This is a genomic window from Actinomadura coerulea, assembly GCF_014208105.1.
In the GTDB taxonomy this organism is placed as follows: domain Bacteria; phylum Actinomycetota; class Actinomycetes; order Streptosporangiales; family Streptosporangiaceae; genus Spirillospora; species Spirillospora coerulea.
In genome coordinates this window covers 6,366,324-6,384,994 of the sequence record NZ_JACHMQ010000001.1, presented here as the reverse complement: position 1 = coordinate 6,384,994, position 18,671 = coordinate 6,366,324, and the positions used below count along the sequence as shown (strand labels likewise).

The 18,671-nt window shown below is 72.8% G+C and carries 19 protein-coding genes; 12 read left to right on the top strand and 7 right to left on the bottom strand.

Annotated elements, in window-relative coordinates:
* Window positions 1–68 precede the first annotated feature (68 nt).
* The 3 genes from dnaJ to clpB all read left to right on the top strand — a co-directional run bounded on the left by dnaJ (window position 69) and on the right by clpB (window position 4,354).
* Window positions 69–1,241, top strand: coding sequence for a molecular chaperone DnaJ (dnaJ, locus tag BKA00_RS29525; RefSeq protein WP_185030557.1), 1,173 nt, complete (start codon window positions 69–71; stop codon window positions 1,239–1,241).
* Between the two features lie 5 nt (window positions 1,242–1,246).
* A complete protein-coding gene (locus BKA00_RS29520) occupies window positions 1,247–1,693 on the top strand; it encodes a heat shock protein transcriptional repressor HspR (RefSeq protein ID WP_185030554.1) in 447 nt (148 codons plus the stop codon).
* 63 nt (window positions 1,694–1,756) lie between these two features.
* Complete coding sequence (gene clpB / locus BKA00_RS29515) at window positions 1,757–4,354, top strand: ATP-dependent chaperone ClpB (protein ID WP_185030551.1); 2,598 nt, start codon at window positions 1,757–1,759, stop codon at window positions 4,352–4,354.
* Window positions 4,355–4,403: 49 nt separating this feature from the next.
* Here the strand turns inward: clpB and BKA00_RS29510 are convergent, their stop codons facing one another.
* The 4 genes from BKA00_RS29510 to BKA00_RS29495 are packed head-to-tail and all read right to left on the bottom strand — an operon-like array spanning window position 4,404 to window position 6,427.
* Window positions 4,404–4,775, bottom strand: coding sequence for a hypothetical protein (locus tag BKA00_RS29510; protein WP_185030547.1), 372 nt, complete (start codon window positions 4,773–4,775; stop codon window positions 4,404–4,406).
* 51 nt (window positions 4,776–4,826) lie between these two features.
* Entirely contained in the window at window positions 4,827–5,288 is a 462-nt protein-coding gene (locus tag BKA00_RS29505; RefSeq protein WP_230298586.1) for a roadblock/LC7 domain-containing protein, read from the bottom strand.
* A 46-nt stretch (window positions 5,289–5,334) separates the two neighbouring features.
* A complete protein-coding gene (locus BKA00_RS29500; protein WP_185030544.1) occupies window positions 5,335–6,006 on the bottom strand; it encodes a hypothetical protein in 672 nt (223 codons plus the stop codon).
* Window position 6,007: 1 nt separating this feature from the next.
* On the bottom strand, window positions 6,008–6,427 hold the full coding sequence (locus tag BKA00_RS29495) for a hypothetical protein (RefSeq protein ID WP_221493332.1): 420 nt from the start codon (window positions 6,425–6,427) through the stop codon (window positions 6,008–6,010).
* 267 nt (window positions 6,428–6,694) lie between these two features.
* On the opposite strand from BKA00_RS29495, the gene BKA00_RS29490 reads away from it, so the two are divergent.
* The 5 genes from BKA00_RS29490 (at window position 6,695) to BKA00_RS29470 (ending at window position 13,306) form a co-directional block, all read left to right on the top strand.
* Entirely contained in the window at window positions 6,695–7,681 is a 987-nt protein-coding gene (locus tag BKA00_RS29490) for an NAD-dependent epimerase/dehydratase family protein (RefSeq protein WP_185030541.1), read from the top strand.
* A 102-nt stretch (window positions 7,682–7,783) separates the two neighbouring features.
* The gene (locus BKA00_RS29485) at window positions 7,784–9,409 is read left to right on the top strand and encodes a DUF7800 domain-containing protein (RefSeq protein WP_185030539.1); all 1,626 of its coding nucleotides are present in this window, start codon (window positions 7,784–7,786) and stop codon (window positions 9,407–9,409) included.
* A 183-nt stretch (window positions 9,410–9,592) separates the two neighbouring features.
* On the top strand, window positions 9,593–10,975 hold the full coding sequence (locus BKA00_RS29480) for a sigma-70 family RNA polymerase sigma factor (protein ID WP_185030536.1): 1,383 nt from the start codon (window positions 9,593–9,595) through the stop codon (window positions 10,973–10,975).
* Between the two features lie 252 nt (window positions 10,976–11,227).
* A complete protein-coding gene (locus BKA00_RS29475; RefSeq protein WP_185030533.1) occupies window positions 11,228–12,577 on the top strand; it encodes an NYN domain-containing protein in 1,350 nt (449 codons plus the stop codon).
* 81 nt (window positions 12,578–12,658) lie between these two features.
* Window positions 12,659–13,306 (top strand): tetratricopeptide repeat protein, encoded by a 648-nt coding sequence (locus BKA00_RS29470; protein ID WP_230298587.1) that lies wholly within the window; start codon window positions 12,659–12,661, stop codon window positions 13,304–13,306.
* A 24-nt stretch (window positions 13,307–13,330) separates the two neighbouring features.
* On the opposite strand, the gene BKA00_RS29465 is transcribed toward BKA00_RS29470, so the two are convergent.
* The gene (locus BKA00_RS29465) at window positions 13,331–13,855 is read right to left on the bottom strand and encodes a lipase family protein (protein WP_185030530.1); all 525 of its coding nucleotides are present in this window, start codon (window positions 13,853–13,855) and stop codon (window positions 13,331–13,333) included.
* 58 nt (window positions 13,856–13,913) lie between these two features.
* Here BKA00_RS29465 and pyrE point away from each other — a divergent pair, with 58 nt between their 5' ends.
* The gene (gene pyrE / locus BKA00_RS29460) at window positions 13,914–14,450 is read left to right on the top strand and encodes an orotate phosphoribosyltransferase (RefSeq protein ID WP_185030527.1); all 537 of its coding nucleotides are present in this window, start codon (window positions 13,914–13,916) and stop codon (window positions 14,448–14,450) included.
* Here pyrE and BKA00_RS29455 read toward each other — a convergent pair.
* Complete coding sequence (locus tag BKA00_RS29455) at window positions 14,447–14,848, bottom strand: RodZ domain-containing protein (protein ID WP_185030524.1); 402 nt, start codon at window positions 14,846–14,848, stop codon at window positions 14,447–14,449. The genes pyrE and BKA00_RS29455 overlap by 4 nt on opposite strands.
* A 72-nt stretch (window positions 14,849–14,920) precedes the next feature.
* A complete protein-coding gene (locus BKA00_RS29450; protein WP_185030521.1) occupies window positions 14,921–15,646 on the bottom strand; it encodes a DedA family protein in 726 nt (241 codons plus the stop codon).
* A 169-nt stretch (window positions 15,647–15,815) separates the two neighbouring features.
* Here BKA00_RS29450 and fbaA point away from each other — a divergent pair, with 169 nt between their 5' ends.
* The 3 genes from fbaA to BKA00_RS29435 all read left to right on the top strand — a co-directional run bounded on the left by fbaA (window position 15,816) and on the right by BKA00_RS29435 (window position 18,654).
* Window positions 15,816–16,838 carry a class II fructose-bisphosphate aldolase gene (fbaA, locus tag BKA00_RS29445; protein ID WP_185030517.1) on the top strand — a complete coding sequence of 341 codons (1,023 nt, stop codon included), beginning with the start codon at window positions 15,816–15,818 and terminating at the stop codon, window positions 16,836–16,838.
* Between the two features lie 73 nt (window positions 16,839–16,911).
* Entirely contained in the window at window positions 16,912–17,361 is a 450-nt protein-coding gene (locus BKA00_RS29440; protein WP_185030514.1) for a winged helix-turn-helix transcriptional regulator, read from the top strand.
* A 258-nt stretch (window positions 17,362–17,619) separates the two neighbouring features.
* On the top strand, window positions 17,620–18,654 hold the full coding sequence (locus tag BKA00_RS29435; protein WP_185030509.1) for a carboxymuconolactone decarboxylase family protein: 1,035 nt from the start codon (window positions 17,620–17,622) through the stop codon (window positions 18,652–18,654).
* The last annotated feature ends 17 nt before the right edge of the window (window positions 18,655–18,671 follow it).

Here is an 18,671-nt window from a genome sequence, read left to right as displayed (position 1 = left end):
CCGCGAGGGCGGGCCCCGCAGGGGCGTGAAGACATGTGGCAAGTGGCGATAGCAGAAGGCGGGGCGCCGTGAGCACCAAGGACTACCTGGAGAAGGACTACTACAAGGTCCTCGGTGTCGCGAAGACGGCCTCCCAGGAGGAGATCAAGAAGTCCTACCGGAAGTTGGCGCGCAAGTACCACCCGGACGCGAACAAGGGCGACACCGACGCCGAGGACCGCTTCAAGGAGGTCTCGGAGGCCTACGACGTCCTGTCCGACGAGAAGCGCCGCAAGGAGTACGACGCGGTGCGCTCGATGCCGGGCGGCTTCCGCGGCCAGCAGGGCGGCGGCTTCGGGTTCGACCTCGGCGACCTGTTCGGCCAGACCGGCGGCGGGACGCAGCCGGGCGGCGCCGGGGAGCGCATCGGCGACCTGTTCGGCGGCCTGTTCGGCGGCCGCGGCGGCGCCGGCACCCGCACGGCGGGAACGCGGCGCGCGCGGCGCGGCGCGGACGTCGAGACCGAGGTGACCCTGTCGTTCGGCCGCGCGATGAACGGCGTCACCGTGCCCATCAAGCTGACCAGCGAGGCGTCCTGCCACGGCTGCCGCGGGACGGGCGCCAAGGCCGGCACCGTGCCGCGGGTGTGCCCGAACTGCGAGGGCACCGGTCACGAGACCCGCAACCTCGGCAACTTCGGCTTCCAGGAGCCGTGCAAGGAGTGCCGCGGCCGGGGCCTCGTCGTCGACGACCCGTGCCCGATCTGCCACGGCAGCGGCCGCGCGACCGGCACCCGGACCATCCAGGCCCGCATCCCGGCGGGCGTCGCGGACGGGCAGAAGATCCGGCTGAAGGGCAAGGGCGCGCCGGGCGAGAACGGCGGCCCGGCGGGCGACCTGTACGTGAACATCAAGGTGCTGCCGCACCAGGTGTTCGGGCGCAGCGGCGACAACCTGACGCTGACCGTCCCGGTGACCTTCCCCGAGGCGGCGCTCGGCGGCGAGATCCGGGTGCCGACCTTCCAGGGGCAGCCCGTCACGCTGAAGCTGCCCGAGGGCACCCCGAACGGCCGCAAGTTCCGCGTGAAGGGCCGGGGCGCTCCGCGGCGCGACGGCACGAAGGGCGACCTGCTGGTCACCGTCGACGTCCACGTCCCGCAGAAGCTCGACGAGCAGGCGCGCGAGGCGCTGGACCGGCTCCGGACGGCGGGCGCGGGCGAGGACCTGCGCGCCGACCTCCTCCAGCAGGCCAGACAGGAGTGATCTTCATGGATCCCTTCGGCGACGACACTCCGGTCTACGTGATCTCCGTGGCGGCGCAGCTGTCCGGACTGCACCCGCAGACGCTGCGCACCTACGACCGGATGGGCCTGGTGTCCCCCGGCCGGACGGCGGGCCGGGGGCGCCGCTACTCGATGCGGGACATCGTGATGCTCCGGGAGATCCAGCGGCTCTCCCAGGAGGAGGGCGTCAACCTGTCCGGCATCAAGCACATCCTGGAGCTGCAGCGCGACAACGTGCGGCTCCGCGAGGAGCTCGCCAAGGCGCACGCGGCGCTGGAGGACCTCGCGAACGAACTCGAATCGACCCGTGCGGTGGCGGCGCGGCTGGCGCAGCAGCGGCGGCACGGGGAACCGGACGGCACTCCCGGCGCCGACCTCGTGCCCATCAGGCGCACGAGCGTCGTGGTCTGGCACGAGCGCAATTCGGACTGAGAAAACGGTCGTCGGGGGTCTGGGGGGTCGTCCCCCAGAAGGAGCAGAGCACGGGGTGGGGCGATGGACTACAAGCTGACGCAGAAGAGCCAGGAGGCGCTGTCGATCGCGGTCCGCAGGGCGGCGGCCGAGGGGCACCCCGAGGTCGACCCGCAGCACCTGCTGGTGGCCCTGATCGGGCTGCCGGACGGGACGGCGGTGCCGCTGCTGGAGGCGGTCGGCGCCGACTGGCAGGTGATCCGGCGGCGGGCGGAGGAGCAGCTCGCGGCGATGCCGAAGGCGCAGGGGTCGACGGTGGCGACGCCGCGGCTGTCCGGCCAGCTCCAGCGGTCGGTCAACACGGCGGCGGCCCGCGCGCGGCAGCTGGAGGACGAGTTCGTCTCGACCGAGCACCTGCTGGTCGGGCTCGCGGCGGACGGCGGCCCGGCGGCGGGCCTGCTGAAGGAGTTCGGGGCGACGCCCGAGGCGCTGCTGGAGGCGTTCGAGAAGGTGCGCGGCCACGCCCGCGTCACGAGCGAGAACCCCGAGGGCACCTACCAGTCGCTGGAGAAGTACGGCGTCGACCTGACGGCGGCGGCCCGCGACGGCCGGCTCGACCCGGTCATCGGCCGCGACCCGGAGATCCGCCGCGTGATCCAGGTACTGTCGCGCCGGACGAAGAACAACCCGGTGCTGATCGGCGAGCCCGGCGTCGGCAAGACCGCCGTGGTGGAGGGTCTGGCACAGCGGATCATCGCGGGCGACGTCCCCGAGTCGCTGCGCGGCAAGCGGCTGGTCTCGCTCGACCTCGGCGCGATGGTCGCGGGCGCGAAGTACCGCGGCGAGTTCGAGGAGCGGCTGAAGGCCGTCCTGAACGAGATCAGGAAGAGCGAGGGGCAGGTCGTCACGTTCATCGACGAGCTGCACACCGTCGTCGGGGCGGGCGCGGCCGAGGGCGCGATGGACGCCGGCAACATGCTGAAGCCGATGCTGGCCCGCGGCGAGCTGCGGATGATCGGCGCGACGACGCTGGACGAGTACCGGGAGCGGATCGAGAAGGACGCCGCCCTGGAGCGCCGGTTCCAGCAGGTGTTCGTCGGGGAGCCGACCGTCGAGGACACGATCGCGATCCTGCGCGGGCTGAAGGGCCGGTACGAGGCGCACCACAAGGTGCAGATCAACGACTCGGCGATGGTGGCGGCGGCGACGCTGTCGGACCGCTACATCACCTCCCGGTTCCTGCCGGACAAGGCGATCGACCTGGTGGACGAGGCCGCGTCCCGGCTGCGCATGGAGATCGACTCCCGGCCGGTCGAGGTCGACGAGCTGCAGCGCGCCGTCGACCGGCTGAAGATGGAGCAGATGAACCTGGAGAAGGAGACCGACGAGGCGTCCCGGCAGCGCCTCGAACGGCTCCGCGCCGACCTCGCCGACAGGCAGGAGCAGCTGAGCGGCCTGAACGCCCGCTGGGAGCGGGAGAAGGCGGAGCTGAACCGGGTCGGTGAGATCAAGGAGCGGATCGACCAGCTGCGCGGCGAGGCGGCGCGGGCCGAGCGCGACGGCGACCTGGAGACGTCCTCGCGGCTCGTCTACGGCGAGATCCCGACGCTGGAGAAGCAGCTGGAGGAGGCGTCGGAGGCGGCCGAGACCCGCGACACGATGGTCAAGGAGGAGGTCGGCCCGGACGACGTCGCCGACGTGGTCGCGTCCTGGACGGGCATCCCCGCGGGGCGGCTGCTCGAAGGCGAGACGGCGAAGCTGCTGCGCATGGAGGACGACCTCGGCCGGCGGCTGATCGGGCAGGAGGCCGCGGTCCGCACGGTGTCGGACGCGGTGCGCCGCGCCCGCGCGGGCATCTCCGACCCCGACCGGCCGACGGGCTCGTTCCTGTTCCTCGGCCCGACGGGCGTCGGCAAGACGGAGCTGGCGAAGGCGCTCGCGGAGTTCCTGTTCGACGACGAGCGGGCGATGACCCGCATCGACATGAGCGAGTACTCCGAGAAGCACAGCGTCGCCCGCCTCGTCGGCGCGCCGCCCGGATACGTCGGGTACGAGGAGGGCGGCCAGCTCACCGAGGCCGTCCGGCGCCGCCCGTACTCGGCGGTCCTGCTGGACGAGGTGGAGAAGGCGCACCCGGAGGTCTTCGACATCCTGCTGCAGGTGCTGGACGACGGCCGCCTCACCGACGGCCAGGGCCGCACGGTCGACTTCCGCAACACGATCCTGATCCTCACCTCCAACATCGGGTCGCAGTTCCTCGTCGACCCGACGCTGGAGAACGGGGCCAAGCGGGAGGCGGTGTGGAACGCCGTCCGGAACTCCTTCAAGCCGGAGTTCCTCAACCGCCTGGACGACGTGATCCTGTTCGACGCCCTGTCGACCGACGAGCTGACCCGCATCGTCGACCTCCAGGTGGACCGGCTGGCCGACCGCCTCGCCGACCGGCAGCTCGCGCTGCGGGTGACGCCCGCGGCGCGCGAGTGGCTGGCGCTGACCGGCTACGACCCGCTGTACGGCGCGCGGCCGCTGCGCCGCCTCGTGCAGACGGCGATCGGCGACCAGCTCGCCCGCGAGCTGCTGTCCGGCGAGGTCCGCGACGGCGACGGGGTGGTGGTCGACCTCGACGAGGCCGCCGACCGCCTGACCGTCCAGCCGTCGAGAAGCCCGAAGTTCACGAAGTGACCGCGCGAAGGCGGCCCCGGGGGCTCCCCCGGGGCCGCCTTCGCGTGCGTCAGATCTCGAGGTTCTCCTCGATCTCGCGGAGGCGGTGGCGGGCGAGCGCGAGGTTGCCGCGGGCGCGGTCGAGGGCCATGTAGAGGAACAGCCCCTTGCCCTTGCGGCCCGTGACCGGCCGGATGACGTGGTACTGGCTGGAGATGCTGATGAGGATGTCCTCGATCTCCTCCTTGATGCCGAGCTGGTCCATCGTGCGGAGCTTGGCGCGCACCACCTCGGTGTTCCCGGCGGCCGCGACCTGGAGGTCGAGGGCCTTGGAACTGCCGAGCTGGCCGAGGGCCATCCCGCTGTTGTAGTCGACGACGGCGACGCCGATGGCCCCGTCGATCGTCATCATGTCCTTGAGCGCGAGATCGAGGTTGGACATGGTGCTCCCTTTCCTTGTCGTGTGCGCTTCGTTGTGGTGGGCGGCGCGCCGTCAGGGGCGGCGCGCGCCCGTGAGGCAGGCCGCGACGGCGCGGGCCGCGGGCCGCGACTCCAGGTGGAGGCGGCCCACGTTGACGTCCGGATCGGCGAGGACGGTGAGGGACGCGGTGGGGCCGGCGGCGTAGATGACCACGTAGCCGTCCACGCCGCGGATCACGACCTCGTGGAAGGCGCCGCCGTGCGCGGTCTGCGCGATCCGGTGCGCGAGGGACAGCCCCGTCGCCGTCACGGCCGCCATGCCGGCGGGTTCGACGGAGCCGGGCAGGTCGTGCGCGATGAGCAGCCCGTCCACCGAGGCCACGAGGCTCCCGCCGAGCTGCGGGACGCGGGCCCGCAGCGCCCTCAGTTCCACCGCCACCGCCTGCTCGGTCGCCCGCACCGCGGCCGCGCCCGCGGCCGGTACACCGGGTGCGCCCGGTGCCCCCGCCGCGCCGGCCCCCGCTCGTTTCGCCACCTTCGCCAGCCTTTCGATCAAGTGAGCCACTCGGTCCCCAGCACGGTCAGCGGAGCTCCACCAGCGCCGCGTGGAGCCGGACGAGCAGGTCGTGGTCCGCGGGCGCCCAGTCGGCGGGGACCTCGCCGCGGACGGGCGCGGCGCCGGGCCCGTCCGGCGGGCCGGTCCGCACCAGCGACGCCGCGGCGAGCCCCCGCACGGCGAGCAGGGACGCGAAGACCGTCCGCCCGAGTTCGCGGGCCAGCTGCGCGGGGGTGCGGCTGCCGTCGGCGTTGAGCAGGATCTCCGCCTGGACGCCGGTCAGGATGACGCGCTGCCGCCTGACCCGCCGGACCGGCACCACCGGCGCGACGTCCACGCTCGCGTCGGGCCAGGCGGCGTCGAGGAGGGCGCGGCGGCGGCGCTGCTCGTGGACGAGCGTCGCCACGGTGACCCGCCGGGGGCCGCCGCCCGGCGCCCCCTCGGTGAACGCCGGCTCGGCCCGCGAGTCGAGGAGGAGGCAGGCGGCGTCGAACATGGCGAGCAGGCCCGCCAGTTCGGGGTCGGCCCCGCCGGGGAGGTCGCCCGGCCCCGGCGCGTGCCGGCTCTCGGCGAGTGTGACGGCCCCGCGGTCCACATGGAACGCGCCGTCGCCGCCCACCCGCAGCAGGCCGGTGGCCTTCTCCCGTTCCAGGTCCGCCAGGGCTCCGGCGACCCATCCCGTGTTCGCGTCCGCCATGTCATCCGCCCGTGATCTCGCCGAGGAGGTCGCGCATGCGGAGCCGGGCGAGCGCGAGGTTGCCATTCTCCCGGTCGAGCAGCAAATGGACGAAGAGATGGCCGTCGATATTCGCTCCGGTAAGGGCCAGCAAGTGATATCCATCCGTTCCGCAAACGATGATCTCCTCGACGTCGTCGCCCGCCGCGGTGGCGCTGAGCGCCGGCGACGCCAGCACCGCCCGCACCACGTCGGTCGCGCCGGCCGCGTCCTCGTGCTGGTCGAGGACGTCCTCCCGGCCGGCCGCCGCCACGGCGAGCCCGCTGGCGCAGTCGACCAGCGTGACCCGCCGCGCCCCCGGAATGGTCATCATCGACGCGAGACACCCGTCAATGCCCAAGACCGTTTCCCCACCGAATGAGAGTTGCAGGAACTCGACCATAGCCAGAACATTGCCGCTTGCAACGCCAATCCATAGATTTCTAGCAACAATCATGAATGGGGTATAAATACCACCTGGTATGACGGGCGGTCAGGGTCGGTGCGGGCCGCCGGCCCCGGAATCGGTTCCCTCCGCGCCGCCGGTTGGGGGTCGTCCGCAACCGCGCCGGTCCGTGCGCCGGACCTTTCCGAGGCGGCGGGCCGGGTACCGGACACTCGGACCCACCCGATTTCGACATCCGGCCGGTACGGAAGGCAGAGTTCTTCCATGAGGCTTCTGATGCTGGGCGGGACGGAGTTCGTCGGACGGGCCATCACCGAAGGGGCTCTCGCCCGCGGCTGGGACGTCACGGTCTTCCACAGGGGCCGCCATGAGCCGCCCCAGGGAGTCGTGTCGTTGCACGGCGACCGCACCGCAGAGGGCGGCCTCAAGGCACTTGAAGACGGGGAATGGGACGCCGTCGTCGACACCTGGTCCGGCGCACCGTTCGTCGTCCGGAATGCAGCGCGCCTGCTCGACGGACGTGTCACGCGGTACGCCTACATCTCCAGCCGTTCGGTTTACCGGTATCCGGAACCGTCCGGGCGCGGCGAAGAAGCCGAGGTGGTGGACGGTTCCCCGGACGACGGCGATGTCGACTACGCGGCGGCGAAGCGCGGGGGCGAACTCGCGGCACTCGACGTGTACGGGGACAACGCCCTCCTGGTGCGGGCGGGCCTCATCCTGGGCCCGTACGAGAACATCGGGCGGCTTCCCTGGTGGCTGACGCGCATGGCACGGGGCGGCGACGTCCTGGCGCCCGGCCCGCGCGACGCCGGCCTCCAGTACATCGACGTGCGGGACCTCGCCACCTGGACTCTGGACGCCGTCGAGCACGGACTCGGCGGGCCCTACGACCTGGTCAGCCCACCCGACCACACGACGATGGAAGAGCTGCTCCAGGCCTGCGCCGACGTCACGGGATCGCGGGCGAATCTCGTCTGGACGGCCCCGGAAGCGATCCTGGAAGCGGGCATCGAGCCGTGGACCGACCTTCCTGTCTGGCTCCCACCCGGCGAGGCCTACGACACCCTGCACCGGGGGAACGTCGCCAAGGCCCTTTCCGCCGGGCTGCGTTGCAGGCCCGTCCAGGAGACGGTCGCGGACACCTGGGCCTGGCTCCGGTCGATAGGCGGCACCGCTCCGCAGCGTCCCGACCGTCCCGTGGTCGGCCTGCCCCCTGAGAAGGAGCACGAGGTCCTGGGCTCCCGCTGACCTCCGGCGCGGGCCCGGCCGCCCTCCCGGCGGGCGGCATGGACGGCATGCGGCCCGCCGCGCTGTGGACACATCGGCGCCCGTCCGCTAGAGAGGCGTTCTATGACCGCTTTGGTACTCGGCCCCCACCTCCGGCACGTGAGTCACCGCACCGCGACGATCTGGGTGGAGACCGATCGTCCGTGCGAGGTCAGGGTCGTCAACCGGAAGCAGGGCGTGGACGCCGCCGCCCGCACCTTCACGGCGCACGGCCACCACTACGCCGTCGTCGAGATCGACGGACTCTCCCCGGGGGCGCGGATCCCGTACGAGGTGGTCGCGGACGGCGAGACCGTCTGGCCCGAGGCCGGCGCCGGCTTCCCCGCCTCCCACATCAGGACGCTGCGCGAGCACGGCGAGCTGCGCATCTCCTTCGGCTCCTGCCGCCGCTCGCCCGGAACGGTGGAGGAGTACGGGCACGACGCCCTCACCGCGTTCGCCGACAGGCTCCGGACCGGCGGGGACGACGCCGTCTGGCCGGACGTCCTGCTCATGGTCGGCGACCAGGTGTACGCCGACGAACTGACCCCCGAGATGCGCGAGTTCATCGGCGGCCGCCGGGCCCCGGGCGCGCCGCCGGACGACGAGGTCGCCGACTACGAGGACTACACCCAGCTCTACAAGCTCGCCTGGCACGACGACCCGGCCGTCCGGTGGCTGCTGTCCACCGTCCCCACGTTCACGATCTTCGACGACCACGACATCCGCGACGACTGGAACACCTCGTACACCTGGCGGCGGGAGATGTGGGCCCAGCCCTGGTGGAAGGCGCGCATCACGGGCGGCATCGGGTCGTACTGGATCTACCAGCACCTCGGGAACATGTCGCCTCAGGACCGGGCGTCCGACCCCGTCTTCGAGGCCGTCCGGGCCGCCTCCGACGAGACCGGCGACGCGGGCGCCGTCCTGGACGCGTTCGCCGAGAAGGCCGACAAGCAGCCCGAGACCATGCGCTGGAGCTACGCCCACGACTGGGCCGGCACGCGCCTGATCGTCGTCGACAGCCGGTGCTCCCGCCTCCTCACGGCCGACCGGCGCGGCATGCTCGACGACGAGGAGTTCGACTGGCTGGACGGCCAGTGCCAGGGCGGCGTGGACCACCTGCTCATCGCCAGCTCGCTCCCCTACCTGCTGCCCATGGCCATCCACCACGCCGAGTCGTGGAACGAGGCCATGGCCGAGGGCGCGTGGGGCAGGCGGGGCGCGGCCGCCGGCGAGAAGATCCGCCAGGCCGCCGACCTGGAGCACTGGGCCGCGTTCGAGAAGTCGTTCCGCGCCGTCGCCGCCGGCGTCGTCGCCGTCGGCCGGGGGGAGCGCGGCCCGGCGCCGGCGAGCATCTCGTTCCTGTCCGGCGACATCCACTACTCCTACCTGGCGCGGATCACCGAGCCCGCCACCCGGTCGAAGATCACCCAGATCGTCTGCTCGCCCCTGCGCAACCCGCTGGAGGGCAAGTTCCGGTGGGCGAACCGCATCGCCTGCTCGCGCGCCGCCGGACGGCCGTTCCGCGTCCTGGCGAAGCTGGCGAAGGTGCCCGCCCCGCCGATCCGGTGGCGGATGACGAACGGCCCCTGGTTCGACAACGCCATCGCCACCGTCGAGCTGTCCGGAAGGGACTGCGGCGTGCGGTGGGAGACGCCGGGGACCAGCGGCACGATGTCCGACATGGGCCGCGCCGAGATCACCTGACGGACGGGTGCGTTCGTTCCACCCCCTCGATGAAACGAACGCACCCGCCGCGTGGACGACCCCGCCCAAGACGCCGTCCACACCCCTCCAACGGCGCGGTGTCCCGGCTATGACGCGGCTCCCGCGGATATCTGTGACCAAAATGAGCGACAACAGGTGGTCAATCAGTCACAATGAGCAAGCATGGAGCCAGGGGACGATGTGACGGCGCCCGGCGGGGCCGAGCCGAGCGACGCCGCGCTCATCTCCCGGATCCGCGAGGGGGACGACGCCGCCTTCGGAACGCTCTACGAGCGGCACCTGCCCGCCGCACGCGGGCTCGCCGGCCACCTGGCCGGGCGCGACGCCGCCGAGGACGCCGTCCAGGACGCGTTCGCCAAGGTCCTCTCCGTGCTCAGGCGGGGCGGCGGGCCCGACTCCGGGTTCCGCCCCTACCTGCTCACGGCCGTGCGGCGGACGGTCTACGACCGGCAGCGCGCTGACCGGCGCGTCCACCACACCGACGACATCGAGGCGTACGAGGTCGGGGAGCCCTTCGACGATCCCGCGGTCGAGGCGCTGGAACGGTCGATGGTCGCGCGGGCGTTCCTGTCGCTGCCCGAGCGGTGGCAGACCGTCCTCTGGCACACCGAGGTCGAGGACGGGAGGCCCGCCGACGTCGCCCCGATCCTCGGGTTGACCGCGAACGGCGCCGCCGCGCTCGCCTACCGGGCCCGCGAGGGGCTGCGGCAGGCCTACCTCCAGATGCACCTGGACGGCCTCCGCCCCGGCGACGCGTGCCGTCCCGTCCTGGACAAGCTCGGCGCCTACGTCCGCGACGCGCTGCCGGGCCGCGACTCCCGCAGGGTCGGGCGCCATCTGGACGGCTGCAAGCGCTGCAAGGGCCTCTACGGGGAACTGGCGCAGGTGAACACGGCACTGCGCGACCACATCGGGCCGCTCGTGCTGGGCTCGGCGAGCACCGCCTACCTGGCGTCCAAGGGCGGCCTCTTCCTGTGGGTGCGGCTCCTGCCCCGGGGGCAGCAGCAGGTGCTCGCCGGGGCCGTGGCGGCCGCCACCGGGGCGATGGCGCTCGGCCTGGTGCTCGTGTCCGACGACCAGTCGGCCCCCGCGCCTCGCACGCCGCCGTCCGCCGCCGAGCCGGTCGCCCCGCCCGCCGTCCGGCCGCCCGCCGCGAGGCCGCCCGCGGCCAGGCCGCCGGTCGCGAGGCCGCCGGCGAAGAAGCAGGACCCCGTCCGCCCGGCGGCGGCCGAACCGCGGGTCAGGCCGCCTCACCCGGCTCCGAGGCCTCGGGTGGCACCACCGCACGTGAAGAAGCCCTCCGCGCCCGCCCCGGCCCCGTCCCGTCCCACCGAGCGCCCTGGAGGCCTGCTGGTCCACATCCAAGTGCGGGTACCGCTGCTGTCGGCCGAGGTCCGCGTCCACCTGGGCATCGACACGCCGAGCGGCGAGATCCGCTCCATACGGCACCGCGCCATACGGCACCGCGCCGCCTCCTCCGGCGAGGCCCACGGTCACGGCCGCCATCCGGGGTTGAAGCGAGGGTCGCGGGCTCGCCTGGACTGAACCCGCCACCTGATTCTTCCCGTAAAGATCCTTCGGAAGGGCCGGACGGAGCCTGAAGGGCTGGTAGCGTCCGCCGCGGCTCCCGAATCCTTGTTACCGAGGAGTCGCCAACCGGCGGCCTGCCATGAAAGAGTGGCGAATCGCCGTAACGGCCTACCGGGCAGACGGGCTTCACTACGCTATAAGCGCCCGGGGTCGCTACGCCGAAATGGGCACGCTGTGAGCTCCCGTGTTGAGGAAGGGCGGTGCCGCATGGATCGCTGCGCGCTGTTCGTGGACGCCGGCTACCTGCTGGCGGACGGTGCCATGGCGGTACACGGCACGCGCCATCGCGAGACCGTCTCGTGGGACTTCGGCGGCCTCCTGCAGCTCCTCGGCAACCTCGCCAGAGAGCGCACCGGCATGCCGCTGCTGCGCTGCTACTGGTACGAGGCGACGGTCGAGGGGCGCCGCAGCCCCGAGCACGACGCGCTCGCCGACCTGCCCGGCCTCAAGCTGCGGCTCGGCCGGATCCGCCCCGGCCGCCGCGAGGGCGTCGACACCGAGATCCACCGCGACCTGATGACCCTGGCCCGCAACGACGCTCTCGCCGACGCCGTCCTGGTCAGCGGCGACGAGGACCTCGCCCAGGTCGTCGCGGACGCCCAGGACCTCGGCGTCCGCGTCACGGTCGTGCACGTCGCCGTCGACGGCAACTGGACGATCTCCCGGGTGCTGCGCCAGGAGTGCGACGACCTCATCGAGATCGGCTCCGGCCACCTGCGCCCCTACGTCAACCTGCTCACCGGCGTCGACGGGGGCTCCTCGCTCGGGACGAGCCCGCTGTCCAACGGGCACGGCGGCACGAACGGGCACGCCTCCTCGCTCGGCCCGCTCCAGAGCACCGCCGGCAACGGGCCGCCGCCCGCGTCCCCGCTGAGCATCCCGCCCGCGACCCCCGCCCCGTCGCCGGTCCCGGCGCCGGCCCCGGCGCCGCATCCGGCCGTCCGCGACCTCGGCCCGGCCATGACCGGCGGGCTCGGCGGGGGATCCTCCCCGGCCGGCGGCCCCGGCCTCGGCACCGGCCCGGTGCCGCTCCCCGGCGGAACGGGCGGCGGGCTCGCCGGATCGTCCTACGGCACCGGAGGGCTGCCGCTCCCGCCCAATCCCGCCCCGGCAGGGCCGTCCTCGACGCAGGCCCCGTCCCCGCCCGCGCCGCCGCCGAGCCCCAGCCCGCAGTACACCTCGTCCCCCATCCCGGCGCCCTCCCCGCCGCCTCCCCCGCAGACCCTCCAGCCGCAGCCGGCGCCGTCCGGCGGCCAGCACGGCCCCTACACCGGCCCGCAGCAGATCTCCCCCGTCCCGGTGCAGCAGACGCCGACCCTCTCGGACGCCGTCAAGGCCGCCCACCAGGAAGGCCAGGACTTCGGCGAGTCCGTCGCCCGCGACGCCCCGGCGCTGTGGCTGGAGGCCGTCCTCGCCCGCAAGCCGCGCATGCCGTCCGACCTTGAGGCCCGGCTCCTCCAGGGCTCCTCGCTGCCCATAGACTTCCTCCTGCACGACGAGGTCCGCCACGCCCTGCGCCGCGGCTTCTGGGACGCGCTGGAGCGTTCACGCAGGTGACCTGACGTCGTTAGCCCCGGTATTCCACGATCATCATCGATTCGCCCGCTTCGGCCGGGCGGTGCCGGGTAGCGTTGAACCGTGACGCATGTGACGGAAGACGATCTCGACGACCTGGAGTTCGACACCCTGCGCACCGGCGATCACATCTCGGCGGCCCGCAGGCTGTCCGAGCTCGCCGAGTCGGTGTCGGGCGGAGTGTCACGCGCGAACGTCCTGCTGCGCGCCGGAGAGCAGTGGCAGCACGCCGGCGACCACGCCAGGGCGGCCGAGCTGTACCGCAGGGCCATGGAGGACGGCGGCGAGACCTACGGCGACCCGCGCGCCTACCTCGCCGACGCGCTCTTCGAGCTGGGCCGCGGGGACGAGGCCCGCACCCTGGTCGACCAGATCCGCGCCGACAAGCCGCGCGATCCCGAGGTGTACCGCGCCGTGGCCGAGGTGCTCTACGCCCAGGGCGACGCCACCGGTGCCCACGAGTGGGCCACCAGCGGAGCCGACGTCGTCCTGGCCCTCCGCGACCGCGCGGTGGGCACGGGCATCGGCGGCGGCCCTGACGAGGCCCCGACTCCGGACGCCGACTCCCTCACCCCCGGCCTGGACGACGTCGCCCTCGCCGAAGACAGCCTTGAGGCCCTCCTGCGCCTCCGCTACCGAGCCCGCATAGACCTGGGCCGGAGCGAAGACGACTACGACGCCCTCCTGGACGACCTCCTGAAGAACTCCTAGTTCCCAGGGGTCGCCCCCTGGGAACTACAAGCGGGTCATGAGTTCGCTGAGGGACTGGGCGGCGGCGGTGGGGGGCTCGTGTTCGGTCACGGGCCAGCCGCGCAGGCGCGCCTCTCTGACGGCCTGGTCGTGCTTCGGGGAGGCGGAGCGGTCCGCATGGGTCCGGAGGTAGCCGCAGGGCGCCTCCGGCCAATCTGGGGCCGTAGGGAGGTCGTCCTGCGGGGCGTCGTGGTCGTGCCGGGCCGGGCGGGGAAGGTCGGCGTCGACGAACACGTAGCCGCCCACGGGGCGGTGGGCGGCGCGCTGGGCCAGGCCGATGCCGGGAAGCAGGGGGCCCGCGGCGCCGTGTGCCACGAGGACGAGCGGGGGCACCGGGTCGGTCGCGGTGATGGTGAGCGAGACGCGGGCGATGTAGCGGGGGCCGGCGTCGTCCGGGACGTCCGGTGCGACGACGTCCAGGCCGTAGGAGCGGAGCATCTCGGGCAGGTCGCCCCAGGAGGCCGCGGTGGCGCCGGGGGCGTGCAGCAGGACGACGGTTCCGGGTGTCACCCCGCGAACGTACACGGCGGGGACGGAGCGCGTACGCAGGGTCAATAGGGTTCTGCACGTGAGCGATCGTGATGAGCTGCTGCAGAAGATCAAGGACAAGGCCGTGGTGCACGGCGACTTCGTGCTGTCCTCGGGCAAGCGGGCTTCCTGGTACGTGGACCTGCGCCGGGTGACGCTGGACGGGGCCGCGGCCCCGCTGGTGGGACGGGTCATGCTGGACGAGACCGCGGACCTCGACTACGAGGCCGTGGGCGGGCTGACGCTCGGCGCGGACCCGGTGGCCGCCGCGATGCTGCACGCGGCGGCGGCGCGCGGACGGGCGCTCGACGCGTTCGTCGTCCGCAAGGCGGGCAAGGCGCACGGGCTGCAGCGCCGGATCGAGGGGCCCGACGTCGCGGGGCGCCGGGTCCTCGCGGTGGAGGACACCTCGACCACGGGCGGCTCCGTCCTGACGGCGGTGGAGGCGCTCCGCGAGGCGGGGGCGGAGGTGGTGGCGGTCGCGACGATCCTGGAGCGCGGCGCGGCCGGCCGGATCGCCGAGGAGGGCCTGGAGTACCGCCACCCCTACGAGGTCGCCGACCTCGGTCTCGGCTAGCGGGCCCTGACGAGCCACTGGGCGCGCTGGCCGTTCGGCTCGCGCGGCTGGACCTTGCCGTAGATCGCGACCTGCAGGGAGCCGCCGTTGAGGGCGACGACCTGCAGGGGCGTCTCCTTGAACTGCAGGGTGTCGCCGGTGTTGAGCGTGCTGTTGGCGAGCACCTTGCCGCCGGCGTCGGCGACCCGGACCACGACGGTCGTCGGCTGGCCGGTCACGCGGATCACCAGGGGGAGCGGCGCCGTCGGCGACGTGGTGGTCTCGTTGCTGCTCGGTGTGGTCCGCCCGCCGTCACCGGATGGCGAGGCCCCCGTCGCGGGTCCCTTCTTGTCGGGCTCGCTCATGATCGCGTTGACCAGGGCCATGCCCCCGACGATGAGCAGGGCCAAGGCGGCCATCACGGCCAAGGCCGCGATCAGTATGCGCGCGAGACCCCTAGGGTCCGACCGGTGACGTCCCACATGGGGAGGTTAGCGATAACTGTCACCGCTGAGCGACGGACGGGACTCTTCCGGACCATTCTTATTCGGACCGTGGTCCGCTTTGCGGCCCTTCAGGACCTCCCGAATGATCGGAATGACCGAGAGAACCAGGATGACCGCTACGCCCGGGAGGATGTATTTCTCAACGTCGGGCACTTCGGACCCGAGGAAGTGGCCGAGGAGGAACAGGGCGTCCGTCCAGACGATGCCGCCGATCGCGTTCCAGACGAAAAACTTCTTCGAGTCCATGCCGAGCATCCCGGCGAGCGGGTTCAGGAACGTCCGGACGATCGGGATGAACCGGGCGAGCACCACCGCCTTCGCGGGGCCGAAGCGGTTGAAGTAGTACTCGGCCTTCTCCACCCACTCCTGCTTGAAGATGCGCGAGTCCGGCCGGTCGAAGAGTTTCCGGCCGTAGCGGGCGCCGAGGAAGTGGCCGAGCTGGGCGCCGGCGATCGCCGCCACCGGTCCGCCGATCAGCAGCCAGGGCAGCGAGAGCGGCTGGAAGTCCTGGCCGTTGACGGTCGAGACCGCCGTGAGGATCCCCGCCGTGAACAGCAGCGAGTCGCCCGGAAGGATGCAGCCGATCAGCAGACCGGTCTCCGCGAAGATGATGGCGAGCACGCCGATCGTCGCGAATGTGCCGAAAAGCTGCAGCCATGCGGTGGGGTGCAGCCACTCGGTGATGTCAAGGGGAAGGGCAGTGAGATCCACACCGCGAGCGTACCTTTCCCCACGCTCCGATTAGGCGAGATACTGGGCGCGGACGGCATGCCCGACCCGGAAACCGCGTGACCTGGGCAGTCACTGGGTACGCGGAGGTCCGGGAGCTACCGCCCGGCCGGATGCCCGGCGGCACCCTGCGTATGAAAGGACGCTGACAATGCCCATCGCAACGCCCGAGGTCTACGCGGAGATGCTCGACCGTGCGAAGCGCGACGGCTTCGCCTTCCCCGCGATCAACGTGACGTCCAGCCAGACGCTGAACGCCGCGCTGCGCGGGTTCGCGGAGGCCGAGAGCGACGGCATCGTGCAGGTGTCCACCGGCGGAGCCGAGTACCTGTCCGGCTCCACGGTCAAGGACATGGTCACGGGCGCGACCGCGCTGGCCGAGTACGCCCGGGTCGTGGCGGCCAAGTACCCGGTCAACATCGCCCTGCACACCGACCACTGCCCGAAGGACAAGCTCGACGGCTTCATGCGGCCGCTGGTGAAGATCTCGCAGGAGCGGGTGGCGCGCGGCGAGGAGCCGCTGTTCCAGTCGCACATGTGGGACGGCTCCGCCGTCGAGCTGCACGAGAACCTGCAGATCGCCGCCGAGCTGCTGGAGGAGTGCGCCAAGGCCCGGATCATCATGGAGATGGAGATCGGGGTCGTCGGCGGCGAGGAGGACGGCGTCGCCAACGAGATCAACGAGAAGCTCTACACGACGCCGGGCGACGCGATCGCGACCGCCGAGGCCGTCGGCGTGGGCGAGAAGGGCCGCTACATCCTGGCCGCGACGTTCGGGAACGTGCACGGCGTCTACAAGCCGGGCTCGGTCAAGCTGCGTCCCGAGGTGCTCAAGGAGATCCAGGACGCGGTCGGCGCCAAGTACGGCAAGGACAAGCCGTTCGACCTGGTGTTCCACGGAGGCTCGGGCTCCACGCTGGAGGAGATCCGGGAGGCGGTGTCGTACGGCGTCGTCAAGATGAACATCGACACCGACACCCAGTACGCCTTCACCCGCCCGGTCGCCGAGCACATGTTCCGCAACTACGACGGCGTGCTGAAGGTCGACGGCGAGGTCGGCAACAAGAAGCAGTACGACCCGCGCTCGTGGGGCAAGGCCGCGGAGGCCGCGATGGCCGCCCGCATCGTCGAGGCCGCGGAGAACCTCCGGTCCGCCGGGCAGAAGCTGAAGTAGCGGAGCGGGCCGGGGGCCGAACGGCCCCCGGCCGTGCCCGTTGCATGACGAAACGCGGGGTAGGCTCCGAAGCGTGGCACTGCCCCGCACCTACGACTCGCAGAACTGCTCGGTCGCCCGCTCGCTGGAGGTCGTGGGCGACCGCTGGACGATGCTGGTGATCCGCAGCGCGTTCCAGGGCGTGCGCCGCTTCGACGACTTCCAGCAGGCCCTGGGCGTGGCCCGCAACGTCCTCACCGACCGGCTCAACCGGCTCTGCGACGAGGGCATCATGCGCCGCGTCCCCTACCAGCGGCGGCCGGAGCGGCACGAGTACCGGCTGACCCGCAAGGGCGTGGAGCTGTGGCCCGCGGTCATGACCCTGATGATGTGGGGCGACCGCCACTACGCGCCGGAGGGCCCGCCTCTGGTCATCGGGCACCGGGGCTGCGACGGCGCGCTGACCCCCGCGTTCACGTGCGGCTCCTGCGGCGCGCACCTCGGCCCCGCCGACGTCGCCCCCCGCCCCGGCCCGAGCGCCTGAGCCTTCCTCCGGCTCGGATCCCTCATCTACTACCGGACTTTCCGGACGGTCCGAGACGCCCGCCGAGAAATCTCGGGTCCCCCTGAGGCGGCTGTGCTTCCCGCGCTCCCTCGGTACCATCCGAGCGCAGGCGCGCACCGAGGACGCAGGGGCGTGGTTCAGCGTGGTCGACAGAGGGATGCCCGAACGCCGGCGGTCGCGGCCGACCGCCTTCGCCACCGCCGGCTCCGCCGTTTTCCGCGATCGGACGGCGGCGCGGTGAACAGCGGTCTGGTCCGGGTGGCCCGGAGCGGGGCGGAGGCGCAGATCGAGCACGTCTCGCTCGTCCGGCACGCGGCCGCGCAGGGTCTGGTCGCGCGGGTCTACGACCAGCTCGAACGGGACTTCGGCATCCTCGCGCCGCCGGTGATCCTGCACTCCCCCGTGCCCGACCTGCTCGCCGCCGTGTGGACGATGCTGCGCGAGACCCTGGTCGTGACGGGGAAGGCCGACCGCGCGGCCAAGGAGGCCGCCGCCGCGGCGGTGTCGCTCGGCAACTCCTGCCCCTACTGCGTGGCGGCGCACAGCACCACGCTGCACGGCCTCGTGCGCGGGCGCGACGCCGCGGCGATCGCCGCGGGCAGGCTCGACCGGATCGGCGACCCGCGCATCCGCGCGATCGCCGAGTGGGGCGAGCGGTTCGGCACGCCCGAGGTCCCCGAGCGCCCGTTCCCGCCCGAGCAGGCGCCCGAGATCGTCGGCACCGCCTTCGTCTTCCACTACTTCAACCGGATGGTCAACATCTTCCTGGGCGAGTCGCCGTTCCCCCCGAACGCCCCGGCGCGGGCGTACGGCGCGGTGAGCCGGGTGGTGGGCCGCCTGATGGCCGCGAACTCGCGCGCCGCGCACGCCCCGGGCGGCTCGCTCGACCTGCTGCCGGCCGCCCCGGCGTCCGGCGCGCCGCCCTGGACGGCGGGCGACGAGGTGGTCGCCGACGCGCTCGCGCGGGCGTCGGCCGTCATCGACCGGGCGGGCGAGCGGGTGGTGCCGGCGCCGGTCCGGGACCTGCTGGCCGCCGAGCTCGCCGGGTGGGACGGCCGCACGGCCGAACCCGCGCGGATCGACGGGGCCGTGGCCGGGCTGCCCGCGGCGGACCGTCCCGCCGGGCGGCTCGTGCTGCTGACCGCGCTCGCCTCGCACCGGGTCGGTCCGGCGGTCATCGCGGAGTTCCGCCGCGACGACGGCGCGGACGCCCGCCTGCTGGAATGCGCCGCATGGGCGGCGTTCACCGCCGCGCGGGCCGTGACGGCCTGACCCCGGCCGCCGGCGTT

Bases quoted from the DNA above. Each gene is read 5' to 3' on its own strand.
- BKA00_RS29475 (WP_185030533.1), top strand. From the start codon at position 11,228: ATGGATCGCTGCGCGCTGTTCGTGGACGCCGGCTACCTGCTGGCGGAC.
- BKA00_RS29495 (WP_221493332.1), bottom strand. From the start codon at position 6,427: ATGGTCGAGTTCCTGCAACTCTCATTCGGTGGGGAAACGGTCTTGGGC.
- fbaA (WP_185030517.1), top strand. From the start codon at position 15,816: ATGCCCATCGCAACGCCCGAGGTCTACGCGGAGATGCTCGACCGTGCG.
- BKA00_RS29490 (WP_185030541.1), top strand. From the start codon at position 6,695: ATGAGGCTTCTGATGCTGGGCGGGACGGAGTTCGTCGGACGGGCCATC.
- BKA00_RS29520 (WP_185030554.1), top strand. From the start codon at position 1,247: ATGGATCCCTTCGGCGACGACACTCCGGTCTACGTGATCTCCGTGGCG.
- BKA00_RS29510 (WP_185030547.1), bottom strand. From the start codon at position 4,775: ATGTCCAACCTCGATCTCGCGCTCAAGGACATGATGACGATCGACGGG.
- BKA00_RS29455 (WP_185030524.1), bottom strand. From the start codon at position 14,848: ATGGCCGCCTTGGCCCTGCTCATCGTCGGGGGCATGGCCCTGGTCAAC.
- BKA00_RS29500 (WP_185030544.1), bottom strand. From the start codon at position 6,006: ATGGCGGACGCGAACACGGGATGGGTCGCCGGAGCCCTGGCGGACCTG.
- BKA00_RS29485 (WP_185030539.1), top strand. From the start codon at position 7,784: ATGACCGCTTTGGTACTCGGCCCCCACCTCCGGCACGTGAGTCACCGC.
- BKA00_RS29480 (WP_185030536.1), top strand. From the start codon at position 9,593: ATGGAGCCAGGGGACGATGTGACGGCGCCCGGCGGGGCCGAGCCGAGC.
- clpB (WP_185030551.1), top strand. From the start codon at position 1,757: ATGGACTACAAGCTGACGCAGAAGAGCCAGGAGGCGCTGTCGATCGCG.